General features: G+C 40.8%; 20 protein-coding genes. 5 read left to right on the top strand and 15 right to left on the bottom strand.

What is annotated here, in order from left to right; genetic code table 11:
* Positions 1-3: 3 nt before the first annotated feature.
* From V7K85_RS33790 to trxB, 4 genes are all read right to left on the bottom strand, one after another.
* Positions 4-900, bottom strand: coding sequence for an ROK family protein (locus V7K85_RS33790; RefSeq protein WP_334820671.1), 897 nt, complete (start codon positions 898-900; stop codon positions 4-6).
* A 205-nt stretch (positions 901-1105) separates the two neighbouring features.
* Positions 1106-1315, bottom strand: coding sequence for a hypothetical protein (locus V7K85_RS33785; RefSeq protein WP_334820669.1), 210 nt, complete (start codon positions 1313-1315; stop codon positions 1106-1108).
* An 89-nt stretch (positions 1316-1404) separates the two neighbouring features.
* The gene (locus tag V7K85_RS33780; protein WP_334820667.1) at positions 1405-2301 is read right to left on the bottom strand and encodes an ABC transporter permease; all 897 of its coding nucleotides are present in this window, start codon (positions 2299-2301) and stop codon (positions 1405-1407) included.
* A 284-nt stretch (positions 2302-2585) separates the two neighbouring features.
* A complete protein-coding gene (gene trxB, locus V7K85_RS33775; protein ID WP_334820665.1) occupies positions 2586-3956 on the bottom strand; it encodes a thioredoxin-disulfide reductase in 1371 nt (456 codons plus the stop codon).
* A gap of 380 nt (positions 3957-4336) precedes the next feature.
* Between trxB and V7K85_RS33770 the strand changes: the two genes are divergently transcribed.
* Both V7K85_RS33770 and V7K85_RS33765 read left to right on the top strand, forming a co-directional pair.
* Positions 4337-4849 (top strand): type IV pilin-like G/H family protein, encoded by a 513-nt coding sequence (locus tag V7K85_RS33770; protein ID WP_334820663.1) that lies wholly within the window; start codon positions 4337-4339, stop codon positions 4847-4849.
* A gap of 195 nt (positions 4850-5044) precedes the next feature.
* Positions 5045-7243: an O-linked N-acetylglucosamine transferase, SPINDLY family protein gene (locus tag V7K85_RS33765; RefSeq protein ID WP_334820661.1), complete on the top strand. Its 2199-nt coding sequence runs from the start codon at positions 5045-5047 to the stop codon at positions 7241-7243.
* A gap of 141 nt (positions 7244-7384) precedes the next feature.
* On the opposite strand, the gene V7K85_RS33760 is transcribed toward V7K85_RS33765, so the two are convergent.
* The 3 genes from V7K85_RS33760 to V7K85_RS33745 all read right to left on the bottom strand — a co-directional run bounded on the left by V7K85_RS33760 (position 7385) and on the right by V7K85_RS33745 (position 13621).
* Positions 7385-9370: a glycosyltransferase family 4 protein gene (locus V7K85_RS33760; protein WP_334820659.1), complete on the bottom strand. Its 1986-nt coding sequence runs from the start codon at positions 9368-9370 to the stop codon at positions 7385-7387.
* An 18-nt stretch (positions 9371-9388) separates the two neighbouring features.
* Positions 9389-13042, bottom strand: a complete 3654-nt coding sequence (locus tag V7K85_RS33755) for a TylF/MycF/NovP-related O-methyltransferase (RefSeq protein ID WP_334820657.1) — start codon at positions 13040-13042, stop codon at positions 9389-9391.
* Between the two features lie 153 nt (positions 13043-13195).
* On the bottom strand, positions 13196-13621 hold the full coding sequence (locus tag V7K85_RS33745; RefSeq protein ID WP_334820655.1) for a tetratricopeptide repeat protein: 426 nt from the start codon (positions 13619-13621) through the stop codon (positions 13196-13198).
* A 921-nt stretch (positions 13622-14542) separates the two neighbouring features.
* Here V7K85_RS33745 and V7K85_RS33740 point away from each other — a divergent pair.
* The gene (locus tag V7K85_RS33740) at positions 14543-14761 is read left to right on the top strand and encodes a DUF4327 family protein (RefSeq protein WP_012407469.1); all 219 of its coding nucleotides are present in this window, start codon (positions 14543-14545) and stop codon (positions 14759-14761) included.
* A 74-nt stretch (positions 14762-14835) separates the two neighbouring features.
* Here V7K85_RS33740 and V7K85_RS33735 read toward each other — a convergent pair whose 3' ends face one another.
* From V7K85_RS33735 to V7K85_RS33715, 5 genes are all read right to left on the bottom strand, one after another.
* Entirely contained in the window at positions 14836-16119 is a 1284-nt protein-coding gene (locus tag V7K85_RS33735; RefSeq protein WP_334820653.1) for a protein kinase domain-containing protein, read from the bottom strand.
* Positions 16120-16486: 367 nt separating this feature from the next.
* On the bottom strand, positions 16487-18490 hold the full coding sequence (locus tag V7K85_RS33730; protein ID WP_334820651.1) for a serine/threonine phosphatase: 2004 nt from the start codon (positions 18488-18490) through the stop codon (positions 16487-16489).
* A gap of 259 nt (positions 18491-18749) precedes the next feature.
* The gene (locus V7K85_RS33725; protein WP_334820649.1) at positions 18750-19571 is read right to left on the bottom strand and encodes a basic amino acid ABC transporter substrate-binding protein; all 822 of its coding nucleotides are present in this window, start codon (positions 19569-19571) and stop codon (positions 18750-18752) included.
* 18 nt (positions 19572-19589) lie between these two features.
* The gene (locus V7K85_RS33720) at positions 19590-20219 is read right to left on the bottom strand and encodes a hypothetical protein (protein ID WP_334820647.1); all 630 of its coding nucleotides are present in this window, start codon (positions 20217-20219) and stop codon (positions 19590-19592) included.
* Positions 20220-20409: 190 nt separating this feature from the next.
* Entirely contained in the window at positions 20410-20871 is a 462-nt protein-coding gene (locus tag V7K85_RS33715; RefSeq protein WP_334820645.1) for a hypothetical protein, read from the bottom strand.
* A gap of 415 nt (positions 20872-21286) precedes the next feature.
* Between V7K85_RS33715 and V7K85_RS33710 the strand changes: the two genes are divergently transcribed.
* Both V7K85_RS33710 and V7K85_RS33705 read left to right on the top strand, forming a co-directional pair.
* On the top strand, positions 21287-21529 hold the full coding sequence (locus V7K85_RS33710; RefSeq protein ID WP_334820643.1) for a hypothetical protein: 243 nt from the start codon (positions 21287-21289) through the stop codon (positions 21527-21529).
* Positions 21530-21976: 447 nt separating this feature from the next.
* Complete coding sequence (locus V7K85_RS33705; RefSeq protein WP_334820641.1) at positions 21977-23179, top strand: aminotransferase-like domain-containing protein; 1203 nt, start codon at positions 21977-21979, stop codon at positions 23177-23179.
* A 189-nt stretch (positions 23180-23368) separates the two neighbouring features.
* On the opposite strand, the gene V7K85_RS33700 is transcribed toward V7K85_RS33705, so the two are convergent.
* From V7K85_RS33700 to V7K85_RS33690, 3 genes are all read right to left on the bottom strand, one after another.
* Complete coding sequence (locus V7K85_RS33700; RefSeq protein WP_334820639.1) at positions 23369-23989, bottom strand: J domain-containing protein; 621 nt, start codon at positions 23987-23989, stop codon at positions 23369-23371.
* Between the two features lie 198 nt (positions 23990-24187).
* The gene (locus V7K85_RS33695; RefSeq protein ID WP_334820637.1) at positions 24188-24796 is read right to left on the bottom strand and encodes an ATP-dependent Clp protease proteolytic subunit; all 609 of its coding nucleotides are present in this window, start codon (positions 24794-24796) and stop codon (positions 24188-24190) included.
* A gap of 76 nt (positions 24797-24872) precedes the next feature.
* Entirely contained in the window at positions 24873-25535 is a 663-nt protein-coding gene (locus tag V7K85_RS33690; protein WP_334820635.1) for an ATP-dependent Clp protease proteolytic subunit, read from the bottom strand.
* Positions 25536-25731 lie beyond the last annotated feature (196 nt).

Below are 25731 nucleotides of genomic sequence, written 5' to 3'. Positions count from 1 at the left end.
AATCTAAAATCCTGAATAGTGTTGCCATGCCAACTTTGCTGCACCTACTATCCCTGCAAAATTGCCTAACTCCGCTGGCAATATTTGTAACCCCACGCGTGATAAAGGCTGAACTCGCTTTTCAATTTCTGCCTTCACTGCTGGTAAGAAAAACTCAAAGCTGCCACTTATACCGCCACCAATGACGATCGCTTGCGGTGTGAGTACATAAATCAAACTCGTCAAACCAATTCCCAAATTGGTACCATATTCTTGCCAAAAAGTCAATGCTGCGGCATCTCCTTGTTGGGCAAGAACACCCAATTCAATAGGTTCCTTGAGAGTGCGGCGACGAATTGCACTAGCACAGGCATATTGTTCCAAAGAGCCTTGATTGCCGCTATTACAAATTGGCCCATCAGGATTTAATGAAATTAAACCCAATTCCCCAGCGGCTCCTTGATGTCCAACAAATAGTTTGCCATCGAGGATAATTGCGCCACCAACCCCAGTTCCTAAAGTTAGCAGAATCAGATTTTGAAAGTGGCGACCGGCTCCCAACCAAGCTTCTCCCAAAAGAGCGCAATTAGCATCGTTAGCGATCGCAGTAGGTTTGCCAGTTTTGATTTCTAGCCAGTCTGCTAAAGGCACATCGCGCCATTCAGGCAAGTTAATGGCGATTTTGGCAATGCGTCCGGCCGCATCGGATGGGCCAGGAGTACCAACACCAATAGCAACAGTTTGATTATCTGGATCAATTTGGGCGATCGCATCTACGATCATTGCCAGTACAGCCTCTGGTGTTGTCGGTTGGGGAGCCGCCACAGTCAAGGATTGCAGACAAGTACCATCAGCTGCAAAACGCCCCAGCTTAATTGCTGTTCCCCCCACATCAATGCCAATTACTTGAGAACTCACCACTTTAAAATCCTCACACCAAGCAGCAAATTTTCGGCTTAAAAAGCATCGTAGTACAGCTTTGCACAACTTTGTAGCCAATAAAATGGCCATGTAGTGAACTTCTGTGTTCTAGAGCGTTTTAATTTTAAAGCTCAATTCGTCAGAGTTTTAGCATTTTGTCTTGAAAAAATGCTAAATTTTCTGTTTTATTGGGTGCGAGTCGTTTTCATCCTCGATCTGTTCGCGCAGCGTCTCCCTTTGGCAGAAGACGCGCAGCTTTCAACTCCGAACTCTGTAAATTAGCAAAAGTCGTAGTGCGGAAACTCGATTGCTCCTGCCAAGCTGTAACTGGCGCACCTCTTAAGATGCCAGCAAGAGCAACAGAAAGGATAAACCCGCCAGTAGCGGCGGCAATTAACGTTAGGTTATCTTTCATACAAATTTCTCCAGTTCTCAATTATCAGTTATCAGTTACTAGTTATCAATGATCAGCCCGTTGACTGATAACTGTCCACTGTTGAGTGACTATTTCCGGATTCTATTTTCTCTCCGTAAACGGGGATTGACAAATTCGTTTAATCCTTCACCCAGTAGTGATAACCCTACCACCATGCATGTCATCGTTAAACCAGGGAAAAGTGTAGTCCACCAAATGCCAGTAGGTAGAGCTTCTAGGGCTTGTTTTAAATCATGTCCCCATTCTGGCACTTCTTCGGGAAGTCCTAGCCCCAAAAAGCCCAAACCGCCCAACACCAAAATAGCATCAGCGGCGTTGAGTGTGAAAAGGACGGGTACGCTTTGAATGACATTGAAAAACAGATAACGAGAAAGCACAACCCAAGTGGAAGCGCCCATTGCTTGAGCAGCTTCGATGAACACTTCAGTTTTCACGCTAACGGTGTGGTTGCGAACAACGCGGTAATATTGGGGGATGTAAGCAATGCTAATAGCGATCGCTGCATTTAATATCCCCCGCCCCACCACAAACGCCAGCGTCACAGACAGCAGTAGCCCCGGTAGAGTGTAGATGCTATCCATAATAAACAGCAACACTTTATCCAATTTACCGCCGAGATAACCACTCAACATCCCTAAAGGCACACCGATAATCATACTCAACGCTGTTGCCAAAATCACCACCTGCAAAGCAGCTTGAGCACCGAACAATGTCCGGGAGAACACATCATAACCCAGGCGACTAGTACCAAACCAATATTTAGCTGAGGGTGGCTCGTGAATTGGGTTAGAGAGAAAATCTTTAGGGTTTTGTAGCCATCCCCAAGCCTGGAATACGGGAGCGAAGAATGCTAAGAAGATGAAAAATAGGGTAATGGCTAACCCGATGAGCATGAGTTTTTGGGAAAGATTCGGACTTTTGGCAAACTGTAAAAATGTCGGTAGCTGCCGTTTTGTAATGGCCATAAAGTAAGTTAAGAGTTATGAGTTATAAGTTATGAGTTATAAGAGTAATTTTGTCAACTCTAAACTCAACACTCAACCCTACCTTACAGATTAAATTATTTCCAGCCAAGATCCGACGAGAGAAATTAGGGTGGGCAATATTGCTAGGTGGAGGAGATAGGGAGAGCAATAACTCCTAACTCTGTCAATTTTAGATTTTGAATTTTGGATTTTGGATTGAAGAAAAAATCTAAAATCTAAAATCTAAAATCCAAAATTGAATGACTCCTAACTCCTAACTCTAATTACAGATTGCTTTCAATTAACTGGCGGTACTCGCTCTTTTGCTTCACACCTTTGACTTCCTTCACCAGTTCCTTATTTTTGAACAATTGAACCGTTGGCGTTCCTGTCACACTAGCATTTTCAGCAATATCTCGGTCTTTGTCGATGTCAATTTCTATAAAGTGAATTTTGCTGTCAAATTCATCCACCACTTTATTTAAAATTGGCTTCAGAGTATGGCAAGGGCCGCAGCCAGGAGAGACGTATTTAACAAGGAGTAAGCGATCGCTTTCATGGAACAATTTCCGTAAAGCGTAACCTCCTTGATGGCGCGTCGCATTCAAATTAAATCCAGCTTCTTCCTCGGCTTCAGTCTTTTTGGCTGGCTGATGTTCTAATTCATTGTCTGCTGTTTCTGCCTGTTGATGAAATTCTTGAATCAAGCCAGTGGATGATAACCAGCGTTCTGCCAACATCGCCGCCATACAGCCAGTACCCGCAGCCGTAATTGCTTGCCGAAACTCATGATCTTGCACGTCACCAGCAGCAAAAACGCCCTCTAGACTGGTTTCCACAGTACCGTGCTTGGTGACAACGTAACCGATTTCATCCAGTTCTAATTGACCTTTAAATAGAGAGGTATTGGGACTGTGGCCAACGGCGTAAAATAAACCTTTAGCGTGCAGTTTGCTCTCTTCACCAGTTTTGGTATTGCGGACTTTCACTCCTTCCATGTGACCGTTACCGAAGATATTCACAGCTTCTGTGTTCCAATGCACTTGGATTTTCGGGTTGCTCAAAACGCGGTCTTGCATGGCTTTAGAAGCCCGCATTTTATCAGTGCGTACTAACATATTCACCTTAGAGCCGTACTTGGTGAGGTAAATTGACTCTTCCGCCGCCGAGTCGCCAGCACCAATCACAGCCAATTCTGCACCGTGGAAAATTGGTGTCGCACCATCGCAAATTGCACAAGCGGAGATACCCCGACTCCAAAATTCATGTTCGTTGGGTAAACCCAAACGCTTTGCTGTTGCACCAGTAGCAATGACGATGCTATTGGTTTTTATTTCCCTTTCTTGCGATCGCACTGTAAAGGGACGCTGATTCAAGTCAACTGAGATAACATCTTCAGTATATAGTTCAGCCCCCCAGCGCTCCGCCTGAGCTTTCATCTGATCCATCAGTTCCGGCCCGGTAATCCCTTGGGGAAACCCAGGAAAGTTTTCGACTTCCGTCGTTGTCATTAGTTGCCCACCAGGTAAACCCCCGGCTTGGAAACCTTCAAATACAACAGGTTTCAGGTTAGCACGTCCGGCATAAATGGCGGCTGTGTAACCTGCTGGGCCAGAACCGATAATTACCAAGTTTTCTACTGTAGGGTTAGTCATGACCATATATAAACTCATAACGACTACGTTTAATATAACATAACAAACTGTGATTGGCTACGCCAGATGGTAAGCGATTAGAAAATGCCTACGGCACTATGCGCTCAACACTTGTCAAATATCTTCAGTTGGGAACTGACAATATGAGAGTTGTGGCCACCTGAGTTTGAATAAGGCACTTCCACAATCGAAGTTGAGAATCTAGCCCTTGGGTCTACACCAGGGACTTAGTTATGTTTGTGCCATTTAGGATGCAAGGATTGTGGATTGCGTAACCGCATCTCGCTAAACTTTTTTTCTCAAGGTGATAGGAAAGCGATCGCAGGTGGGTAAGTTACATCTAGAACACCGAATCACTTCCTGCCCCCTGGAAAACACGTATGAAAAGCGAACTAAAAGCCAAGTTTCTCCAACACATCCTCGCCAAGAAGAAGGGAGATGAGGGTTTTACACTCATTGAACTACTAGTAGTAATTATTATCATCGGTATTTTGTCTGCGATCGCTCTACCTTCTTTCCTCAACCAAGCAGCAAAAGCTAAACAATCTGAAGCGAAAACATACGTTGGTTCAGTTAACAGAGCGCAACAGTCTTACCGGATCGAAAACCCATCCTTTGCTGGCACTGTTGACGCATTGCAAATTGGTATTCCTACCACAACTACTAATTATGTTTATGCACTCACCGCAGCAGATCAGACCAGTACCTCGATTACAGCAACAGCTCAAGATCCTAAGTCTCTCAAAAGCTTTGCTGGTGGTGTCGTTATTCTCGCAAGTGGACAAACGTCTGCGGCTGCTTGTCAAACAACTGGAGTTTCTTCTACTCCTCCTACACTTGCACTGGCAGCTACAGCTGTTGCGTCCTGCACGAGTGGGGAACCTATGAAATAAGATTTTATCCTTTGTGTTTAAAAATGCTAGATGCACTTCAATTCATCTAGCATTTTTTTTTGATATAATTTCTTCACATAATTTAAGTGTTAACAGGTGTTAATCCCTAAGTTAATTTCGATTGTGAAGCTTATTTCAAATCAGGTTTAATCTCACTTAGCAATAAATTTCCAAACAAGTTCAAGGTTTTCAATCATGACCACCCAGTTAGATAATCAAATTTCTTCAATCCCAACTTGGTTAACTATTCAGCAATATGAACAAAATATTACTGAAAATACCAGGGAAGTTTATAATTATTGGTATTTAGGATTAGCCTTATTATTAGAGGGAAGAGAGGAAGAAGCGCAGATTACTTGGATGACTCCATTTCTCGAATTTGGAGAAGAAGAGTCAGAACAATCACTGCAACAATTAACGGAAATTTTATTAAATGCTGCTCAACAACAAGAAGCCAATTCTAACTATCAAATAGCTTGGGTAGTTCGTCAACACATTAGAGAATTTGTTCCTGATGATATTAATAATCTTTTAAAAATAACTGAACTAAACATTGACTTAAAGATTCATGATCAGGAAACGAATATTAATCAATTAATTAAAACTATATCTCAACTAACAGAAACCCCTGTTTTTGATGAAAATTTATTAGTTAAAGTGATTGAAAAGTTAGTTCATCCTGATCCGGTTAGTCCTCCTCCCTTTATAGATAAATTGGTGGAAGCATTTATACCTTATTTATTAACTTCTGAAACTATTATTAAATTATTGACAGAGAAATCTGATGCCTATCATTATTTTTTTTACCAGCATATGGCAATTTGTTTTGCAAAAATTGCGCTTCGGCTAGAACCTAATAATCTAGAATGTATTAGAAAAATTATTTCTCCCCTGCAAAGACTAGGACTAAATTATACTAAAGAGTCTATTTCTTGGGCAAATAAATATTTAGAAATTTCTCAAGAACCCATTGATCAAATAGTCGGCACTCAATTTTTACTGGAAGCATTATTAACTTCTTGCGATAGTTGGGAAAAAACAGTTCAAGCTTACCAAAAATATAAACTGTTCTTATCTAATCTTGTCATCACTCGAATAGAAAGCGAAAGTTTAGTGCAAATTTTAGCCATTGGGGCTTTTTTACTATATATGGAAGATAATCCCCAGGAAAATAGGTTAATTCGCAATAAAATAGCTGCTTTATGTCAAGAACTGATATCGAAAAAGTTTCCTGAATATATCAGCACTTATCAACAACGTTTTCACTCACCTCGTCCTTCTTTGAGTGAACGTCCCTTAAGAATAGGCTATTTATCGGGATGTTTTCGTACTCATTCTGTCGGTTTTTTAGCTTGGTGGTTATTAAAATATCATAACCGTCAACAATTTGATATTCATTTATATTCTTTAAGCGAGGTTTCTGAAGATCCACAACAACAAGCTTATAAAAACGAATTTGGTGATCATTTTTATCAAGGATATCTTCCGATAGTGACAATTGCAGATCAAATTAACCAAGATGAAATAGATATTTTAGTTGATTTAGATAGTTTAACTTCCTATGGAAATTGCGCTATTGTCGCCCTGAAACCGGCACCGATTCAAGTTACTTGGTTAGGGTATGATGCGACTGGTTTTCCAAACGTTGATTATTTTATTGCTGATAACTACGTATTACCAGAATCAGCACAAGATTATTATACTGAAAAGATTTGGCGACTTCCTCAAAACTATATTGGTATTGATGGCTTTACTGTAGGAACACCAACTATCAGCAGAGAATCTTTAAATATTCCTGATGATGGGATTATTTATTTTAGTTCCCAAACCGGAGTGAAACGTAATCTCCATAATATCCGGTTACAAATGCAGATTATAAAACAAGTTCCTAATAGTTATTTTTTACTCAAAAGTCATCGCAGTAATCATCAAGATTTACAAGATTTTATTAGTCCAATTGCTGAAGCTGAAGGGGTTGATTTAAATTGCTTAAGGTTTCTACCTTCTGCCCCTTTAGACACAGAACATCGTGCTAATTTAGCAATTGCTGATATTGTCTTAGATACTTATCCCTACAACGGTGCAACCACAACCCTAGAAACACTATGGATGGGAATACCATTAGTAACCAGAGTAGGAGAACAATTTGCAGCCCGTAATAGCTACACAATGATGATGAATGTAGGAGTTACAGAAGGTTTAGCTTGGAGTGATGAAGAGTATGTAGAGTGGGGTGTGACGTTGGGGAAAGATGAAAAATTAAGACAACAAATTGCATGGAAACTGCGACTGTCAAGACAAACATCACCCCTGTGGAATGCTAAAAAATTTGCCCGTGAAATGGAAAAAGCTTATCAGCAAATGTGGCAAAGGTATATTGATAATCAAGGTTAGTTACTACTAGTAGGTTGGGTTTATTTGCGTGAACCTAACCTTAATTTTATGGCATTTATCATCTATTTATTTACAGAAAAATTCAGGAGTAATCTATTATATTGCCGATTTGTTAGATAAGTAGAGAATATTTGACTACAGTTACTTTATCAAACTATCTAGTTGATAAGTTTTTAGCTTGCTAACTGATGCTTGTGCTAAAGTTAACTTATCTTCATTACTCAAAATAACTCTGCCATAAATGCGAGGTAATAAAGATTGCCATTGCATACTTCCTAACGTATCTACCAGAGAAAAATTTATAGTATCGGTAATATCTAAATCTTCCATCAACAGATTCATCGCTACACTAGATAAAAAGATTTCTGCATCTTCAACAGCCATATTACCCGTGTGGATAATCAGAGTAATTTTTTTGTTGTCAGGATGAGTTGCTAATGATTGAATCACCTGTTGTAACTCTAAACCTAGTTCATCTTCTGGTTGCGTCCAATCAGGGAAAATAATATAGTTAATTTCTTTCAGATTTAAGTTAGATAAATCAAATTCGGAATTTAATAGTGTTTGTAATCTTTCTCTCATCTCTTGAGCCGGAGTAAAGTTAGGCACAAAATAACTTAGCTTATCTAACGCTTGTTGCAGTATAGAAGTTTCCTGTAGATGCTCTGCTGCTTGGGCTAAATACCAAAATACACGCCAATGATTACAACCAAATTGAATGGAATTGATAAACTGTCCCATTGCTTCTGAAGTTTTTCCCTGACGTTCCAAGATAAACCCTACCCATAACCTTAAATAACCATCTTGGGGGTAGTAATTAACATATTGAACTACTCCACCCTCTCCTAATCCTAAAAGAGTAGAAGAATGCGCTATTTTTTCGTCAGCAGCAAATAATTGATCAATATCTTCAGAAGTTAAACTTGTAATAAATTGGGGTGCTATATCTCCTATAGACTCAATAAATGTTTTTGCACCTTCAAATTGTGCAGGGATGTCAACTATATCAAGAAGAGATATAGGTTCATCTAACAAACTACCATCAACAGGAATACTCCATTGTCTCGTTCTCTTGGGTGTTTCCATCAAGCGGTGATAGATGGGATTTAGCTGTTTAGCAGCATTTTCTGCGCCAAAGATTTGCTCGGCGTATTGCTTGGCATTTTTACCTAGTCTTAATCTTTCTTGGGGATTGTGATAAAGGTACTCTAAGGCTTGACTATATTCTAATTCACTATTGACAACTAAACCTGTGTAGTTATCAATAACTAATTTTTTAATGCCACCGTGGGGAAAAACTATCGGAGGTATTCCGGCATACATTACTTCTTGTAAATTTAATTCAGCCGCAGCATAAGTATCTTCACATAAGGGATAACCATAAACATCAAATTCAGAAATTACTGAGCTAATATCTTCGACAAAACCACGAAAATCAAATTTAACTAATGAGTTTAGTTCTGAGGCTTGTTCCTGTAATAAATTAATATTTCCACCACCACAGAGAATAAATTTAACATCGGGGATATTAGCTCTAGCACTCATAGAGATATATTCAGAGTGCATTTTGCTAAAAGCTAAAGCTCCCATATAGCCGACATTAAAAGTATTATGAGGTTTGGGTTGAATATTTTGAACTCTTTCAAAATCAGCCGCATCGTAAACCATGCCAACTTTTTTTTGTCTTATTTCTGGTGCTAATTGTCGGACGATAGGTAAGTCATAAGAATGGGGATTACAAGGAATAGCAAAGTCAGCATAATTAATTAAATCACGAGTAATCACCTGTGGGGCGCTATCTCCTGAAACATGAAACCAGATGATTAACCTTGTGGGCGGTAATTCTGAATGCAGAAAGGAGAACATCTGGGGATTATTCCAGTAGTGAACATGCACTAAATCAGCTTCAGCAATTAATTGATTGCGAGCAATTATATCAACTGGCTCAAAAAATTTTATTCCTCCTAATTCTGCTAATTTAACTGCACTAGATTCAGCTTCTTTCAGTGAGATAACTTGATGTTGTAACTGCTCAGATAAACGGGATGAATATTTAGAAATGGCAATCATGGAGCGAGCAGCACCACCAAGACAAAGAAAATCAATAATATGTAAAACTTTAATCATTGAATTTGAATTTGTAATTTAATTACTAGGTTTCCGATAGATTTTCAGAGAAGAGAATACTCCCCGAATAATCGGTAAATAGGCTTGAGTTTGAGTTGGATCATTAGGATACAACAAAGGTATTTCGATAATTTCGCAATGATAAGTATTTTCCATTAATTCTTGGCAGGCCTGTCTGATTCCAGGTTCATTTCCTCCATGATGAAAAAGGATTGAGGAACTATTTTGATCATCCAGAGGAGGTAAATAATCATGGAAAATCATTAAGCCACCAGGAGCAAGTAAGGGATAATAGTTGATAATATCTCGTTTTACACCTTCATAAGAATGATCGCCATCGACAAAAATGTAAGGTGGATAGTTATCGGCTCTCTCAAAAATCTGTTGTAATTGAGCTAAAGCATCATGGGAAAACATTCTCAGATGAGTAATTTCTGAGGGTAAGTTATCCAATACTAATTTTAATTGGGGGTGTAATCCTGGATCAATCGCCCATCCTTCTAAGTCATTATGCTCTCTGACTAAGGCTTTTTGATTCAAAAATAATGAACTTCCGGCAAAAGAGCCTATCTCCACAAAACGGCAAGGAGAGGAATTAGTTGGTAAAAGTTTACGCAGAGCATAATATAGCTGAAAACGCTCATTCTTCGACATTTGACTTTGAATACCGTACTTCACAGGATCATCTTGGTCAAATTCTTCAATGAATGAGTTTTCAAACAGTGGATTAATGGCAAATTTGTGAGGGCAATTAAACCAAACTCCTGTACTGTCTATTTGATGAAGCTCAAATTTGAGTTGACGCTCGGCTTCAAATTCATGTATGGCTTGACGACATCCTTCCCAGAAACCATAGTCATCTACTTGCACAAATCCATCATTAGAAATGCGATCATAGAAATTATTAATAATGGTTTTGGTGGATTCGTACCAATCACCATCCATGTGTAGAAGAGCAATCATCCCTACTTGATCTCTCATTTTCAGTAAGGTGTCTTCAAAATAACCTTTAACTATCTGGACAATATTACCAACGCCCAGTTTATTGCAGACTTCTTTCACACTAGCTTCTGGTGCGGCACAAGTACCTGTACCCCATCCCGTTACCTCAGCAAGAATACCATTAGACTTATCTTTTTCTGTCGGTGCTGGCATTCCATCAAAAGAGTCAAAGGCATAAACCCAACGGGGTTGTCTGGTATGGCGTTTAATCACTGCGGCTACAAGGGCTGTTGAACCTCCGGCTGCAACTCCACACTCGACAAAGTTACCGGGAATATTTTCTACACAAATCCTTTTGATAAGCGTAAATAGTGAATATAGTCTCGCCTCACTTAGCATTGTATAAGGTTGAATTAACCCATATAATTCTTGAAACTCAGAGTCTTGAATATTACTAGATACAAATTGAGAATATTGATTTAATAATTGCTTGAGAAAATTATTAGCTTGATTATTTTCGGGGAAATAGCGTAACTCTTCATACAACGCTTGAATAGAAGCGGAAGGTTGTCTCATTTCCAGGAAACATTTTGCCCTTAAATAATCTAAACCCATAATTGGCTGTTTTAAAGCTTTAGCATTATTTAGGATTTCAAAACATCCCGCAATGTGATTTTCTTCTAACAGATTGTTTGCTTTTTCAATGATGGGATTAACTGCTATTGTATCTGAGTCCAGATTTTTTCTTAATTCTTTTCTTAGTGTTATTCCCTTCGTGTGATCTGGAGTATGATTAAGTAATGCTTCCAACGTTGCCAAAGCTTCGGTTATTTTTCCTTGTCTAGCTAATGCAACTGTCTTAACATAATTTATAGCATTATATTCTTGTTGTGATGAGTATATTAAATCTAAAACAACTTCATTTTGATTGTTATTTATCTTTGTAATAATTTCTTCTAGAGAAATATAAGATTCTGGCTTGAATTTAATTTTATTAGCAGTACCACTAAATATAGTTTCCTCAGTAAAATTATCTGCCTGAGTATTTCTAATCACAAAAGGAGGATGTTTAAGGGGAAATTTCACAGCTTCTACTGTCATATTAGCTAGCTTATTATTATCTTTAGTTGTGTGAGTACCTGAGCCAAAACCAATATTAGAAACAAGATTGATATTAGGTAATACGGTCAATCCGTTATTAATCCAGAGGGTATATTGCCAAATATAATCCCAAGTATTAAAGCCATTATTAACTGCTTGAAATATTCTTGACCAGTAAGCAACTACCTGATCATTTTGCAAAATATTATTAAGCCAACCATTATCTCTTAGTTCTTGCCATAGTTGCATGGAATCATCATATTTTGTCCACGCACGTCTCCAACTAGCCCAACCCCAACAATGGCCGTAACGAGAAAAATAATAACTATATTCAGTTCTATTGCTTCCAAATTGGAAGTTATCACCTGAAATCATCATAATCCGTTCATCATCACGATATTTATGTAATAATTCCTGACAATAACGGAAAAAATTCGGATGAGGTAGACAATCATCTTCTAAAATAATTGCTTCTTCTACCTGCTCAAATACCCAATTTAAACCACTACTAACCCGTTTTCGACAACCTAAATTAACATCAGAATAATTAGTTAATACCTCACATTCCCAGTCAACTTGATTAATAATCGCTCTGGTAGCAGCACATTTTTCTGCTTCTCCGCTTTTATCTAATCTTGCACCATCTGCTACAACTAATAATTTCGGCGGTTTAGCTTCGCGGATGGCTTCAAATACTCTATAAGTATTATCAAGACGATTAAATATTAGAAAAGCAACTGGTATTGTTAACTGCCAATTATCTCCATATTCATAATTGCTCATTTCTGTAGCTTTGGGGCTAGTAATTTGCATACAAGATTTACCTAAAACAGATTTGTTATCGCTAGGTAATGAATTAGTTTCTAGAATTTCCGTTGATTTGAAAAACAGAGAAGTACAGTTTTTATAAACATAGCCCGGAATTAATCCCCAAAAATCAATTTTTTTATACTTTAGTGATGAGAGTAATCGTAGCGATGAATCATAGCGGTGATCGTCTGTATTCTCGAAAATTAGTAACCCATTCTCTTTGAGCTTATCTAAACTATTTTCTAAACAACCATTACGGTTAATACCATCAACTATAATGACATCAAAATATTTATCTGGATATTGCAGAATAAAATCAGCATATTTTTTTTCATCTGATTCTAAGTTTAACTGTACATTCAGGGGCATTTGCTGATGAATTTGATTAAACCAACCCTCATTACTTTCAATAGATATTACTTGTTTAACTTTCTCTGCCCACCATAAAGTTGATTGCCCTCCTCCAAATTCAAATACTGAAAAATCTCTTTTAACCTTATCTTCTAAAAATTCAATTGCTGGATAAGTGTACCAAGGAATAGGTAGATTTTGTGCATTAACTGGTTTTCCTTTGAAGAGAGAATTTAACCAGCCAGAAATCTCTAGATAATTAGTACCTGGAATTAAATTGGCTGATATTTCTTGCCAATTTACTGATAAGAGCAGACAGTGTGCCAAACTAATAGACAATCCTTGTTTTGCTAATTGAGGATTATCCCTACATATTGCTTTATATAATTTAACAGCTTCGGAAAATTGCTGGTTGTTCAAATATTGATTTGCTTGATTTAATTGATTTTCTATAGAGGCATTATTCATATAAACCTTAGTTACTTTTAACTGCCTATTGCTATGTTTCTCATTTTTCGCTCTCCCCCTCTCTCTTCTTCACATCCGCCAACACAGTCTGATAATCCTGCCTATCTGGATGCTGTTTCACCAACTTCTCTATCAAAGCGATCGCACCATTTATTAATTAGACTTCGGCTGGTTATTTGTCTGGGAATTGTTCTTTCCTTCTTGTTTCTTAATCTGCTCTAAAACAACTTTGTAATCTTGCCGTTCAGGGTGCAACTTCACCAGCTTTTCTAAAGGTTGCATTGCACCTTTAGCATCCTTCAATTGCAACCGCAGCACAGATAGTTTCTCTAAAGCAAGTTGGTTTTCTGGTTCCCGTTGTAAAACTATCTCGTAACCCCGCGCCTGTTGCTGTAATTCTGACTCAGGAGAAGTAGACGCAGTTGCTGGCTTAGATTGACTAGCCTGTTGGATTGCCGGAATGACTGCAAACACCGTAGAACCAAAAAACGAAAGTATCGACACTATCGTTACAATCTTTTGTCGCCGCTCAATCTGCTTTTTGCGGGTGACTAGGTATTCTTCCGATGAGCCAGGCATGTATCAATTATTGCTGCTGTAAATAATTATGTATCAGCAACCCTCCAGTTATGAGGTTACCCATCTGCCCAACAGAAACTAACATTTTGACTGGAAATTTTTTACACAAACTTTAAAAGCTGACTCTGAAGACCAGGGAACTTTATGGTAAGCCCATGCCGTACCGACAATTTTGCTATGCGATCGCCCCTATGCTTCAAAGCAAAACCCTCTGCTGCGCCTAAACAGAGCCAACCCTCCAGGTCTTATTCTCTAGGCAAAACATTAAAGTTATATAAAGATTTGCAATTAATTTGCCTAATCCCAGATGTTTGCGATATTCTAAATAACGTTTAAATAAACAGAAACAGTAGATATTTCTACTCAATTGCAAATTTATCTGTCAGTCAAAAACTTTCAAAATAGCCCGTGTCCTATGGGTTCTTCAACAACCACACATATTTTTCGTGATTCAAACAAATAGAATTTTCCAAGTCGTCCTCAGTCACACACAAGAGTGCAACTTTCCAAAGGACTAATTATTCCGCTCGACGCCCACAATAGATATCTAACAAAAGGTAGTGTTGCACTCTTATGTAGAAAGGGTAAAGGTTAAGAGGAAAAAGAAGACGGGGAAAGGTTAAAGGGAAAAGGGGAAACATAAGCATCCCTTACCCCTTCATCCATTAACCCTTCTTTGTGAAGTTTTGCTTGGTTTCTGCAAAAAGTTTAAGGGCTACTTGGTGGAATTGGAGTTTTGTGGTGGTAATTACCGTACAAAAGCGAATTTGCCAGTAACTTAGTAGAGTTTGTTATGGTATACTTAAAAAGTTAAGACTAGCTTTACCAAAATTACACCACTCTACGACCCGGCAACAATTGCAGAATGGAAAGCAGTTTTAATTAAGCATTTACCAACAAAATCTGAATTCAATCGAGGTTATGACTCAGCAAGTGATTCACCCAATGGTGAAATTGCAGCGCAACGTGCAATCACTCATAGAATCGAATATTATCAAGCCAAGCGATAGCATCTGGAAAATCGCTTTGCTCTACGGCAATGAATGGCAGCACTGGAAACAGGAACTGCTTGACTTTGGTTTTAGTATGCAAGACCCAGTTAGTGAATTGCTAGCTGTAGAAACTTGGGATGAGGAGTAGGGAATAGGGAATAGGGAATAGGGCTATAGGGAATAGGGTTTTTTAATATTCACTACTCCCCCAATCACTACTCCCTAAACTTTGCAAGCAGCTAAAGCCGCAGCTAACTCCTTTGCAGTTTGATAGCGATCGCGTGGCAATGGTTCTGTAACGCGATCAATCACACCTCTTAATTGGGAACTAATAGTGGGAACCTTTGCCACATCAAACCTGAAGTTTCGCCCCCTTTGGTGATAATACTTGAACGGGTTTTCGCCTGTGAGCAGAAAAATCAGCGTTGGCCCAATTGCATACAAATCAGATTGAGTCAAAGGTTGTCCTCGTTCTTGTTCAGGAGCGCAGTAACCTTCTGCACCAATGCGAGTACCGGGTGCTGTGCCAATTTCCTTAACTGCGCCAAAATCTAGCACCACTATGCGATTTACTGAACTTCGCACCATTAAGTTGGCGGGTTTAATGTCGCGGTGAATTAGGGGAGGCTCTTGGCTATGAAGATAGTCTAAGATATCGCAGGTTTGGATCATCCAAGCGATCGCTTGACTTGGTGTGACTGGCCCAGTGGTATAGACACGTTTCTCTAAATCTTGTCCGTGGATTAATTCCATTGCCAAGTATTTTTTTCCATCTTCTACAAAAAAATCGTAATACTTGGGAATTCCAGGATGGTTAAGGGATTTGAGAGTGTACGCCTCCCGCTCAAATAATTCTTGAGCTTTGGCAATTTTCGCCATATCAGCATTCATTTGCTTCAACACCAGCAGTTGTGGGATACCCGGAATCTGACCAGTCGTATCCCTAGCGAGATAAGTAGTACCCATACCTCCTTGTCCGAGAGTTCGCAACACCTGATAATGGCGAATCCTCTGTTGTACTGAGAGAGGTTGACCACAGTGGATGCAAAACAGATTGTTCGGAGAGTTGCCTTCGTGCGTGCAAGTGGAGGATGAATTTGCTCCACCTTGGGCTGAGTAGATTGTTGCAGCGGCGTTTTCTTCTGTGCCTTGCATATCTGGCGATCGCAAACCAGTTTTTAGTGCTGTTACCTCCTGAATTTGGAATTGCAGTATTGGGCCTCCCTGTGCCAGTTGCAAAAGGGAATTATCTGGTAATGGACTCTGAATCACAAGGACACCGTTGAGGAAAGTCCCATTTGTACCCTGACTTATCAGCTGCCAAGCATCGCCATTGCTAGCGGAACCAACTTGTCTGAGTTCTAGATGATGTCGGGAAACCAAACTATCAGTTAAAACAACGTGATTATCTGCGGCTCGACCAATCCGAATTATGGGCGAGTTCTCAAAGCACCACTGCTGGAGGGGCGTTTTTTGTTGCGGTTCTAACAGAGTCAGACTAACCACAATACAACCTACAAGGTAAATGGATCAGGGATTGGGCATTGGGGAGCCAGCGCCGTGGGCGGGTTTCCCGACTTGAGGCGACTGGTGTTATTGGGAATTGGGCATTGGGCATTAAACTTATCAGTAAATTAGGTTTTAACCCTTGATTAATAAGGCTTTGAGGTTAATTCGCGGATATGTATATTGGGAATTAGTGATTGTTCTTTCTTCCTATTAGGGAACTCCAAAAATTAAATTACTCAATTCCTCCATCCAAGACGACTATTCACATATCTGCTTCCCCTGCTATCCTCAGCTATTGATTATTTTTTTATTTGGAAGTCCTTTACCCATGTTCCATGCCCCATGCCCCAGTCCCAATTTATGATTAACTTTCCAGATTTGGGCGTACTTTTGCCCGAATAAGTATACCAGTAATGTTGTCGTGACCATTATGTTGGTTCGCCAAATCAATTAAGTCTGTAACGCCCCGTTCTAAGTTAACCCCAGAACTAAGTAAGGGTTCTAAGTGAGTCTGCCAATAGGTTTCTAGTAAATCATTATCTGATAGACCATCCGATGCCAACAGCAGAAGAGTATCTTCATTGATCTCGAAAAAGCCTACATCGGGATTAATCGAGTTTTCGTCACGAGGCCCCAAGGCTTGGGTGAGTTGGTAGGCATCCGGACGGGCGTAAGCTATGCTTGCTTCCACTCCTCGGCTAATTTCCCGTTGCCCAACTTCATGATCTACTGTGACTTGTTCTAGTCCCCGCTTGCGCGTTAAGCGATAGACACGGCTATCTCCCACATGAGCAACTGCTGCTTGAGTATCTTGAATTAACAGCATTACTAAAGTTGTACCCATGCGCCCAACTCCAGAACGAGCATCTTGTTGATTGAGCTTGTAAATCGCCTCATTAGCTAAATACACTGCCTCACGAATGCTATCTTCTGTTGGCAGTTGGTTGGTAATCCAGTGTTCTTGAAAGTATTGCCGTAGGGTGTTGACTGCTAACTTACTGGCTATCTCGCCGCCAGCGTGTCCACCCATACCATCACAGAGAATATACAAACCATGCCCTTGCAGGACTCGACTTTTGGGCAACTCCAGCTTGTGAATTTTGGTTTCAATGCCAAAGTAGTCTTCGTTATGATGACGTTGATGCCCCACATCTGTGCATCCTGCATCTTCCAAGCTACTTAACTGCATCGGCAGCACAACAGTTGGCATATCATCAGTTTTGCTAATGATATCTTCTGGCTCATCTGATTGCGTGATAGTGGGCACAGCAGTATTTTTATCCTTTATTGAGGGCAAAGTTGCGGTTCCTAGTGTTTCCAGTTCAACAGAGATTTCCTCTAAACGCGATCGCAATTGTGCGATCGTCTGAATTTTACCTACATCTAAATCCCCCAACATCTGGACTACAGAGCCAAATTGAGTGCGTTGAGACTGCCTAAATAGCGCTTGCCAAGCCCGCCCCAAAGCTTGGATAGTTAATGGCTCCTCTGGAATAGCAGATGTTTGGGCTTGGGCATCTTCTGGGGACTCGGTAGCAGGCTGAGAACTTGATGATTCCACATATAACCTTTGTAGCGCCAGCGTTTGGTCTTCATCCAACCGCAAATTCGACAAATCTAAAAGGCTTTGACGACAATTTACTGGTTCCAATAATGCCCAAAGTTGGGTCATTTGATAACACCAGTGTAAAATTTTTAACGAACTCGTTGTTTCTTCTTGCCACAGGTCGAGTAAATGCTGCCAATCCGAACGGTCTTCGATTATTGCTATCTGCATATCCCCCTGCTGCCATGCATCGTGAATCGGCGGTATATCCCGTTGACCTTGGGATTGTAAGGCAATATAAAGTTTAGCAAGGTGAGGAATTCCACTTGCTTCTACTGATGGCGTTACTAAATCTGATTGCTGACTTGCTAGTATTGCCTGAATTGGTGATATTTGATACGGCTGGCAGTCTATAACTCTCACACCTACATCAGTAATGGTGGCAGTTTCAGTTTGGGCAGGTAGCGGATCTAACAATTGATAGCGCTCTTGGGAGTCTAAATAGGAGCCTAATGTAATCTGAGAACTAGAGGATACAGGAGATGAGGAAGATATTGCTCCCTGATCTACCTCTACTCCCACATCTCCCTGATCTATCTCATCTTTCTCTACTCCCAAAGCTTCCCCAGTCGTTTCTTTAGCAATAATTGCCCAAAACACTGTTCCACATTCCGTGCCACAGTTATGACAACGTAGCGCATTCACGGGTACATCATCGGTACTGCATTCAGGACAGACCTTGTGGATCAGGGACATGCCACAGTTTTGACAGAATTTGTTGCTATTGGGGTTTTCAAATTTACACTGAGGGCAAATCAGCATAGTGGAAGTTCCTTAATTCCCGTTCCAAGGTGCTTCTAGCCACTAATATCCAAGGTGCCACAATTGGCTGTCCCTGACTACAGTAGACCTACAAGAGATTGTAGTTTATCAATGAATTTTGGTGGCAGTATTAATTGTGACGCATATTAGATAAATATTTAATATATTGGCAGCCAATTCCTAATAAATGGGGGAGTGGGAAATAAGAGAGCAAGGGAAGCAGGGCGAGCAGGGGAAGCAGGGCAAGAAGAACTATTGATTATTGACCAATACCCAATGCCCAAAAGTCTGGCAATTGCGGAGGTTCAGCGTTAAACCATTTTTGATAAATTTGCTTGTAAGTGCCATTGGATAACAAAGTCGCTATACCTTTGTTAATTGCATCTAGATGGAGGGAGTCTTTAGGTGTAGCAATCCCGTAGTATTCTTGAGTGAGCAGATCGGCAACAACCCTGATGCCTTTGAGTTTGCCATTTTTAATCGCATATAAAGTAGCGAAAGCATCGCTAACCACAGCATCAACATTGCCATTGAGCAAATCTTGAAAAAATTCTGGCCCAGAATTAAAAGTACTAATTTTGGCATTGGGGATGGTTTTGGCAAAATCCGCTCCAGTGGAACCAATTTGTACAGCAATTTTTTTACCTTTGAGACTATTGAAGTCTTTAATATTTTGGTTGTCTTCGCGGACAGCGACCGCTAGTCCGGCTTTAAAATAAGGTCGTGAAAAAGCAATGGTTTTCAGGCGTTCAGCGGTAATCGTGATTCCACTAATTGCTGCATCGACTCTTTTAGCTTGCAAAGTTGAGATCATGCCATCAAAGGGCAGACTTTCAAACTGGATTGCAAAACCTGCTACTTTAGCGATCGCATTCATCAAATCAATATCAAAACCTTCCAAGTGACTGCTAGCCGTTTGGATTTCAAAGGGGATAAAAGTGGGGTCTGTCGCCACCTTGAGAGGTTGAGCACCTGGATTTTTAGTCGGATAAGAATTGTTACAGGCAATGAGCAGTAGCAAACAGCCTAAGCTCAGAATTAGTTGCCGCCACTTAAAGTTAATCAAATTCCCTCTAGTCATTAGTCATTAATCAAATACCTAATTTCTCGTTTCGTGTAATGCTTGAGTCCGAGCAAAGCGACGCTCGGCAGGGCGTGCGAGTCCAAGATAAGCGGCAAAGGAGGCGATCGCAAACACTGCCATTAAACTAGACATGGCGATCGCTGTGCGCCCATCATAGAAGAAAGCAACTAGCCCACTCGCCAACGCGCCAGATGACATTTGCAGAAATCCCACCGTGGCGGCTGCAACTCCAGCTATCTCTGGCAAAGGCTGAATGGCACCCTGGATTGCATTGGGGGAGATTATCCCCAGGCAGAAGGTGTTAAGTACTAGAAGAGGCATTAGCGTAGTAACTTGTGCAGCACCACTCACTGACAACATTGCAAGGGCAACAGATGAGCCAACGGCACTCATTAGCCCAAAGGTGAGCAACCTTGACGGAGATACGCCACGCATACTCAGATGCCCATTCAGAAATGAGCCTACCATGATGCCAAAAGCGGTGGATGCAAAAAGCCAGCCGTAGATTGTAGTCGGGACTTTAAATACATTAAGCAGCACCAGTGGCGATCCCGCAACATAGGTAAACATGCACCCAAAGCTTAGTGCATTGACGAGGGCGTAGCCAAGACAAATCCGATTGCTGGGTATGACGGCATCTGACATCAATGCTACTTGTCCACACTGCGGAAGTTCAAAGCTTACTTTACAGAGTGATAGAAGATACTACTGTCTAGACTGTAAAAAACGTATGGCATCTAGCAAAGTAGTCTATAAATAATAGTTAGTTATTGGGATTAACTATAAGTTTTAAATAAATTACAAGTAATCCCAATAGTTATTGACAGGAGATATATTATCGACAGCAGTTAAAATAAACAGTTACACTATCTCCACTTATAACATTAAGCTCGTCAAAAGTTTCGTTTAATAAGTCTTTAAATCTAATAGGATTATCTTGATTAGTTCTACCAGCTATATTAACTATCGCTGTATTTTGTCCTGCTAATAAAGTACCAGAGACATATCTTGAATCATTGAGATCCCAAATATTGTAGTTAAGTATAGATTTAAGAGCATCAGGATGATTAGGATCATCTGTAATTATTATCATTTCTTTGACTAGTGTATTAACTTGTATTAAAGATTGATTAGTGTTTATATATAAAAGCCTATAGATATCTTCAGATGTTTGATAATCTAAAACCTCTCCTTCTTTAACGAAATATCTCACTGTAAACCCCTTACCAAAGATTTTAAATCTATTGCCATAATCTGGAGAAGCATGACCAGAAACTTGAATTGGATATACAGTCATATTTGTTTGCTCTAAAAAATAGTATTATACACTTATGAATAAACACTCTGTAAACCTTTTACAAAAGTAATTTTTGCACTCTTGCGGGTAAAGGGGAAAGGGAAAAGGGACTCATGTTTTTTTTATTCTTTTCCCCCTTCCTTCCAGGGCGGCCGCATCATGTCAATAAGGCTAGAATATTCTCAATAGACTCTAAATTTATCTCATTAATCCCTTCTTATTGACAAAGATTTTAGCGATCGCACCGAGTCTGGGAAAGTTAATCAAACGAAAAATCCTGATTTTTTCGTTGGTTCTTAATCTTGGTTGCGATCAAGAGTAATTTAGATGCGTTTGCCCTGGTCATCTGGCGAATTATTGAATAACCCGCATCGTGACGCTTATTTGGGTGGTGAGACGGTTTCGCAAATATGATATGGTTGAACTTTTCCTAAAAGCGATGTCTGTCTTGAAAAGTAACGCTCCTGCGGACGCTCGTTCCTCTCTACGAGACGCTCGCGGACTCGCTTTGCGTGACGCTAACGGCGTCAGTCGCCGCAAGAAACGCCAGTTGCTAAAGAGCGGGAACGCTAAGAGCAAACAAGTCGGGAAACCGCAAGGGCGCACTGGCTCGACTTTTTGCTCCGACGGGCTATACCTACCCACCAATTCAACTTAGAGTGATTTTCAGATGAATGGATTTGTTATATAAATATTTTTTATCGAAGCGCCTGTAGCTTGAGGCGCAGAGCGAAAGTCCATCTGAATAGCTGGACTTATTTTAGATAGTTGGGTTGAGCAAATTTTTTTAAATATTAATATTTTAATCATTATTAAATATGGTTTTTATCTGAACCATTTTCAAAAAATACTGATGGTTTAAGCTAAATAGGTGTAAAAAATTTTACTTTTGAATAACTCAAAATTTTGAAAATATTAGATAGTTATAAATGCTCAATTACAAAATGGTTTGGAATTTTTAATCCTGAAAGTATGGATAAGAAATTAATCAAGCTTTACTTATAAAATCACGATAGCATTGTTCAGATTTAGAATAAAGCTGACTATCAGTATTCTTCTCTAAAATGCTGATATACTCATAAACTTACAAGACAACTCGCCCTTTATGGCTCCAACCACTTCTGCTTACCAAATTGCTGATTTGTTCGCCGAAAGAGCTAGAAACCTCGCACCACCAACTTACGGCACTGAGTTAACCAAAATTCTTACTGTTAGCTTTGCCTACGGTTTAGCTGACCCAATTCTCTTTCCCCACGCGGACTTGGCTGCTGCAAGTGCGGCTGTGCTGGCAGAAGAGGCTCCGATCGCCCTCAATTACGGGCCACCTTCAGCTCAACTATATGAGCAAATTATCCTCCGCTTGCAGGCTAAAGGAATCGCTGCTGATCGCGATCACCTGGTCATTGGTTACGGTTCTGGTCAGATTCTCGGTTTGCTACCAGATGTGTTTGTCGAACCTGGTGATGTGGTAATTGTGGAAGGGCCAACCTTCCTGGGAGTGGTTAGCAGATTTGTCCACGCTGGCGCACGCCTGATTACTATTCCTGTGGATGAGTTGGGGATGGATGTAGATGCGTTAGAAGTAACATTGAGTGAGTTGAAGAAACAGGGCATCCGACCCCGGTTTATTTACACCATTCCGACCTTTCACAATCCCACAGGCGCTACTATGCCGTTATTTCGCCGCCAAAAACTGGTAGCGTTAGCGGCTGAGTATGGCGTCCTAGTGGTGGAAGACGATGCTTACAGCGATTTGCGCTTCCAAGGAGAAACTGTGCCCTCCCTGGCAACCCTCGACCAAGAGGGGTGGGTATTGTATGTCAGTACCTTCTCTAAAATTATTGCCCCTGGTATCCGCCTGGGCTGGGCTTGTGGCGATCCAGCGATTATTCAGCGGTTGGCAATGTTTAAAAGTGAGGGGCCTGTGGGGCCATTTGTCAGCCATGTAGTCGCTGGCTACTGTGCCACAGGCAAACTAGATAATCACATTCAGCAGCTAATCGCCTGCTACAAACATAAGTGTAATTTATTGTTAGAGGCGATCGCTCAAGAGTTTCCCAGTGATATAGTTACTTTGCGACCAGATGGCGGCTTTTTCGTTTGGTGTAAATTGCCGCCAGACATCAGCGCCAAAGCACTCCTAACCGCTGCCAGTGAACACGGCGTCAGTTTTCTACCAGGGACTCGCTGCTATGCCAATGGACAGGGGGATGATGCTATCAGGTTAGCTTTTAGCTTTCAGCCAACACAGAAGATTGTCGAGGGAATTGCTACCTTGGGAGCAGTGTTGCGCGGATGGCGGCAATGACCGTGCCAATTTTAGATTTTGGATTTTGGATTTTGAATTGAAGATAATTTACCTTGTTTCCAGTCTCAGACTGGGAATGCTCTTTGGGAGGCTCCCGCCTCCCGTCTTTGAAACAGCAGCCCAATGAAGACCATTTCTTTGTTAGAACCTGGAAACGAGATTTTGATTTTCAATAAATTTTGTAAATCTTTAAAAAATTTGTTCCAAGCGTTGGAAATCGCGCTGCACTTCAGACCAGAGAGTTTTATTATGAGGGTCTGTCTTCAGAGCTTTTTTGAGATAAATTCTGGCTTTGAGCAGCTGGTTTTCGGAAATTAGCGCCCGTCCCCAAGTTTGATAGACGATCGCTAGCCATTGACGGACTTCTGCATCTGTTGACAAACGAACTGCTAAAGCTTCCGCCAGAGCGATCGCTTGAGGAAATCGTCTTTCTTGCAAAAATCGCTGCAATTGCTCATAAGTCTTCCACTTCAGCCGCTCTTCTATTTCCAACAGATTAGGCGGCTTTGGTTTCGGTGGTTGTTGGGTTGTCACCGTTGTTACTGGCGTTTTCTGCCAATGCATTGCCTTAGTGTCATCATCTTCAGTTGACACCTGAGTTGAATGTACGGCTGTTTCCTCAGGCAGTACTACCGTCAGCAAAAGTTTGTAAGCCTCTGTCAAGGCTATAAACTTATCTTTGGCTTTGTTGTCATCTGGGTTGGTATCAGGATGATATTGCTGCGCCAGTCGTCGATAAGACGTTTTGATGTCAGCAAAAGAGGCTCCCGACCTTAAACCCAATAAACGGTAGCAATCTCCAAGATCCATCCTGAGCTATGAGCTATCGAATATCCAGCTTAGGGCTATCAGCTATTTGCTTCAAGCCTGACTATTAATAATAAGGGCTAATTTGTTATTTTAAAGTTCAATGTTGACAGTTTCTTTAGGGAAGGGAGTGGGGAGTGAGGAGTGGGGAGTTAGGAGTTATTTCTCCCTCATCTCCCTCATCTCCCTATTCCCTACTCCCTATTCCCCTACTACTAAGGTTCGTTCTTCAATTACACGGTCAATTAAACCGTATTCTTTTGCTTCTTCGGCAGACATGAAAAAGTCACGATCCATATCTTTTTCAATCTTTTCTATGGTCTGACCTGTTTTATCGGCATAAATCCCATTGAGCTGGTGACGAATCCGCAGAATCTCTCTAGCTTCAATTTCGATATCGGTTGCTTGTCCACGGGTGCCACCTGAAGGCTGGTGAATCATAATCCGTGAGTGAGGCAATGCTATGCGTTTCCCTTTGGTGCCAGCTGCCAGCAGGAAAGACCCCATTGAAGCAGCTAAACCTACACAAATAGTCACCACATCTGATTTAATATGTTGCATGGTGTCAAAAATAGCCATGCCAGAGGTGACCATCCCACCAGGGGAATTGATGTATAAATAAATATCTTTACCTGGATCATCTGAATCCAGATACAGCATTACAGCGATAATTTGATTGGCAATTTCATCATCAATATCTCGCCCCAAGAATATAATCCGTTCCCGGTAAAGGCGATCGTAGATGCTAATCCAATCTGTATATTGTCCTCCGGGCATCCGGTAAGGAACTTTAGGAACGCCTATAGGCATAACTTACTCCGTTTGTTAATTAGTCATTAGTCATTAGTCATTAGTCATTAGTCAAAAACAAAGGACAAATGACAAATTAAAGGACACTCGCAGGGAGTGGGGGATTTGCGAGTTCTTCTTTCTCAAAAACTCGGTCAATTAGGCCGTATTCCTTCGCTTCGTAGGGTGTCAGATATAACAGCCGATCCATATCTTTAATAATTTTTTCTGGAGGCTGTTCAGTAGTGCGATGCAAGATATCAACTAACGCCCCTTTATTTACCAAAACTTCCCTGGCGCGAATTTGAATATCCGTTGCTTGACCTTGGGCGTAGCTCTTGGGCTGATGCAGGATAATCGAGGAGTGAGGCAAACTAGCGCGGCAACCTTTTGTACCAGCACTGAGGAGCATCGCTGCCATACCCATCGCGGAACCGACGCAGATGGTGTGGATAGGAGGTTTGATATATTTCATGGTGTCATAGATGGCGAAGGCTTCGGTTTCAAAGCCAATGGGTTCGCCACTGTAACCGGAAGTGCCGGTGGAATTGATATAAATTTTAATCGGCTTTTCGGGGTCGTCGGACTGCAAAAACAGCAACTCGGCCACGATCAATTCCGTGACAGCAGGCACCAGTGGCATCCCAAGATAGACAATTCGCTCCTTCAATAAGAGGGAAGGTAAATCTGGCGGCGGTGTCCGGTAGAAGTTATCGCCGTAATATGGGGCTTGAACAGCCTTGATTGAGGAAATGTCCATAGCAACTGATCGCCTGAAACTATGCCGTTAACTGTAATACATCCTAGCGCGATGCCAGCCTGACTCAAGGTGCGGATTTCTCCCTAATGCTTAAGGCGGCTTCGCATCTGCCAATGCTTCGCTTCTAAGATATTCTGATTATATTAATGTATTTATGTTGGATAGGTTTTCCGTAAAGCTAAAGTAGTGCTTTGAA

The organism is Nostoc sp. (assembly GCF_036917615.1).
In the GTDB taxonomy this organism is placed as follows: domain Bacteria; phylum Cyanobacteriota; class Cyanobacteriia; order Cyanobacteriales; family Nostocaceae; genus Nostoc.
This window is presented reverse-complemented; position numbering and strand designations above follow the sequence as displayed.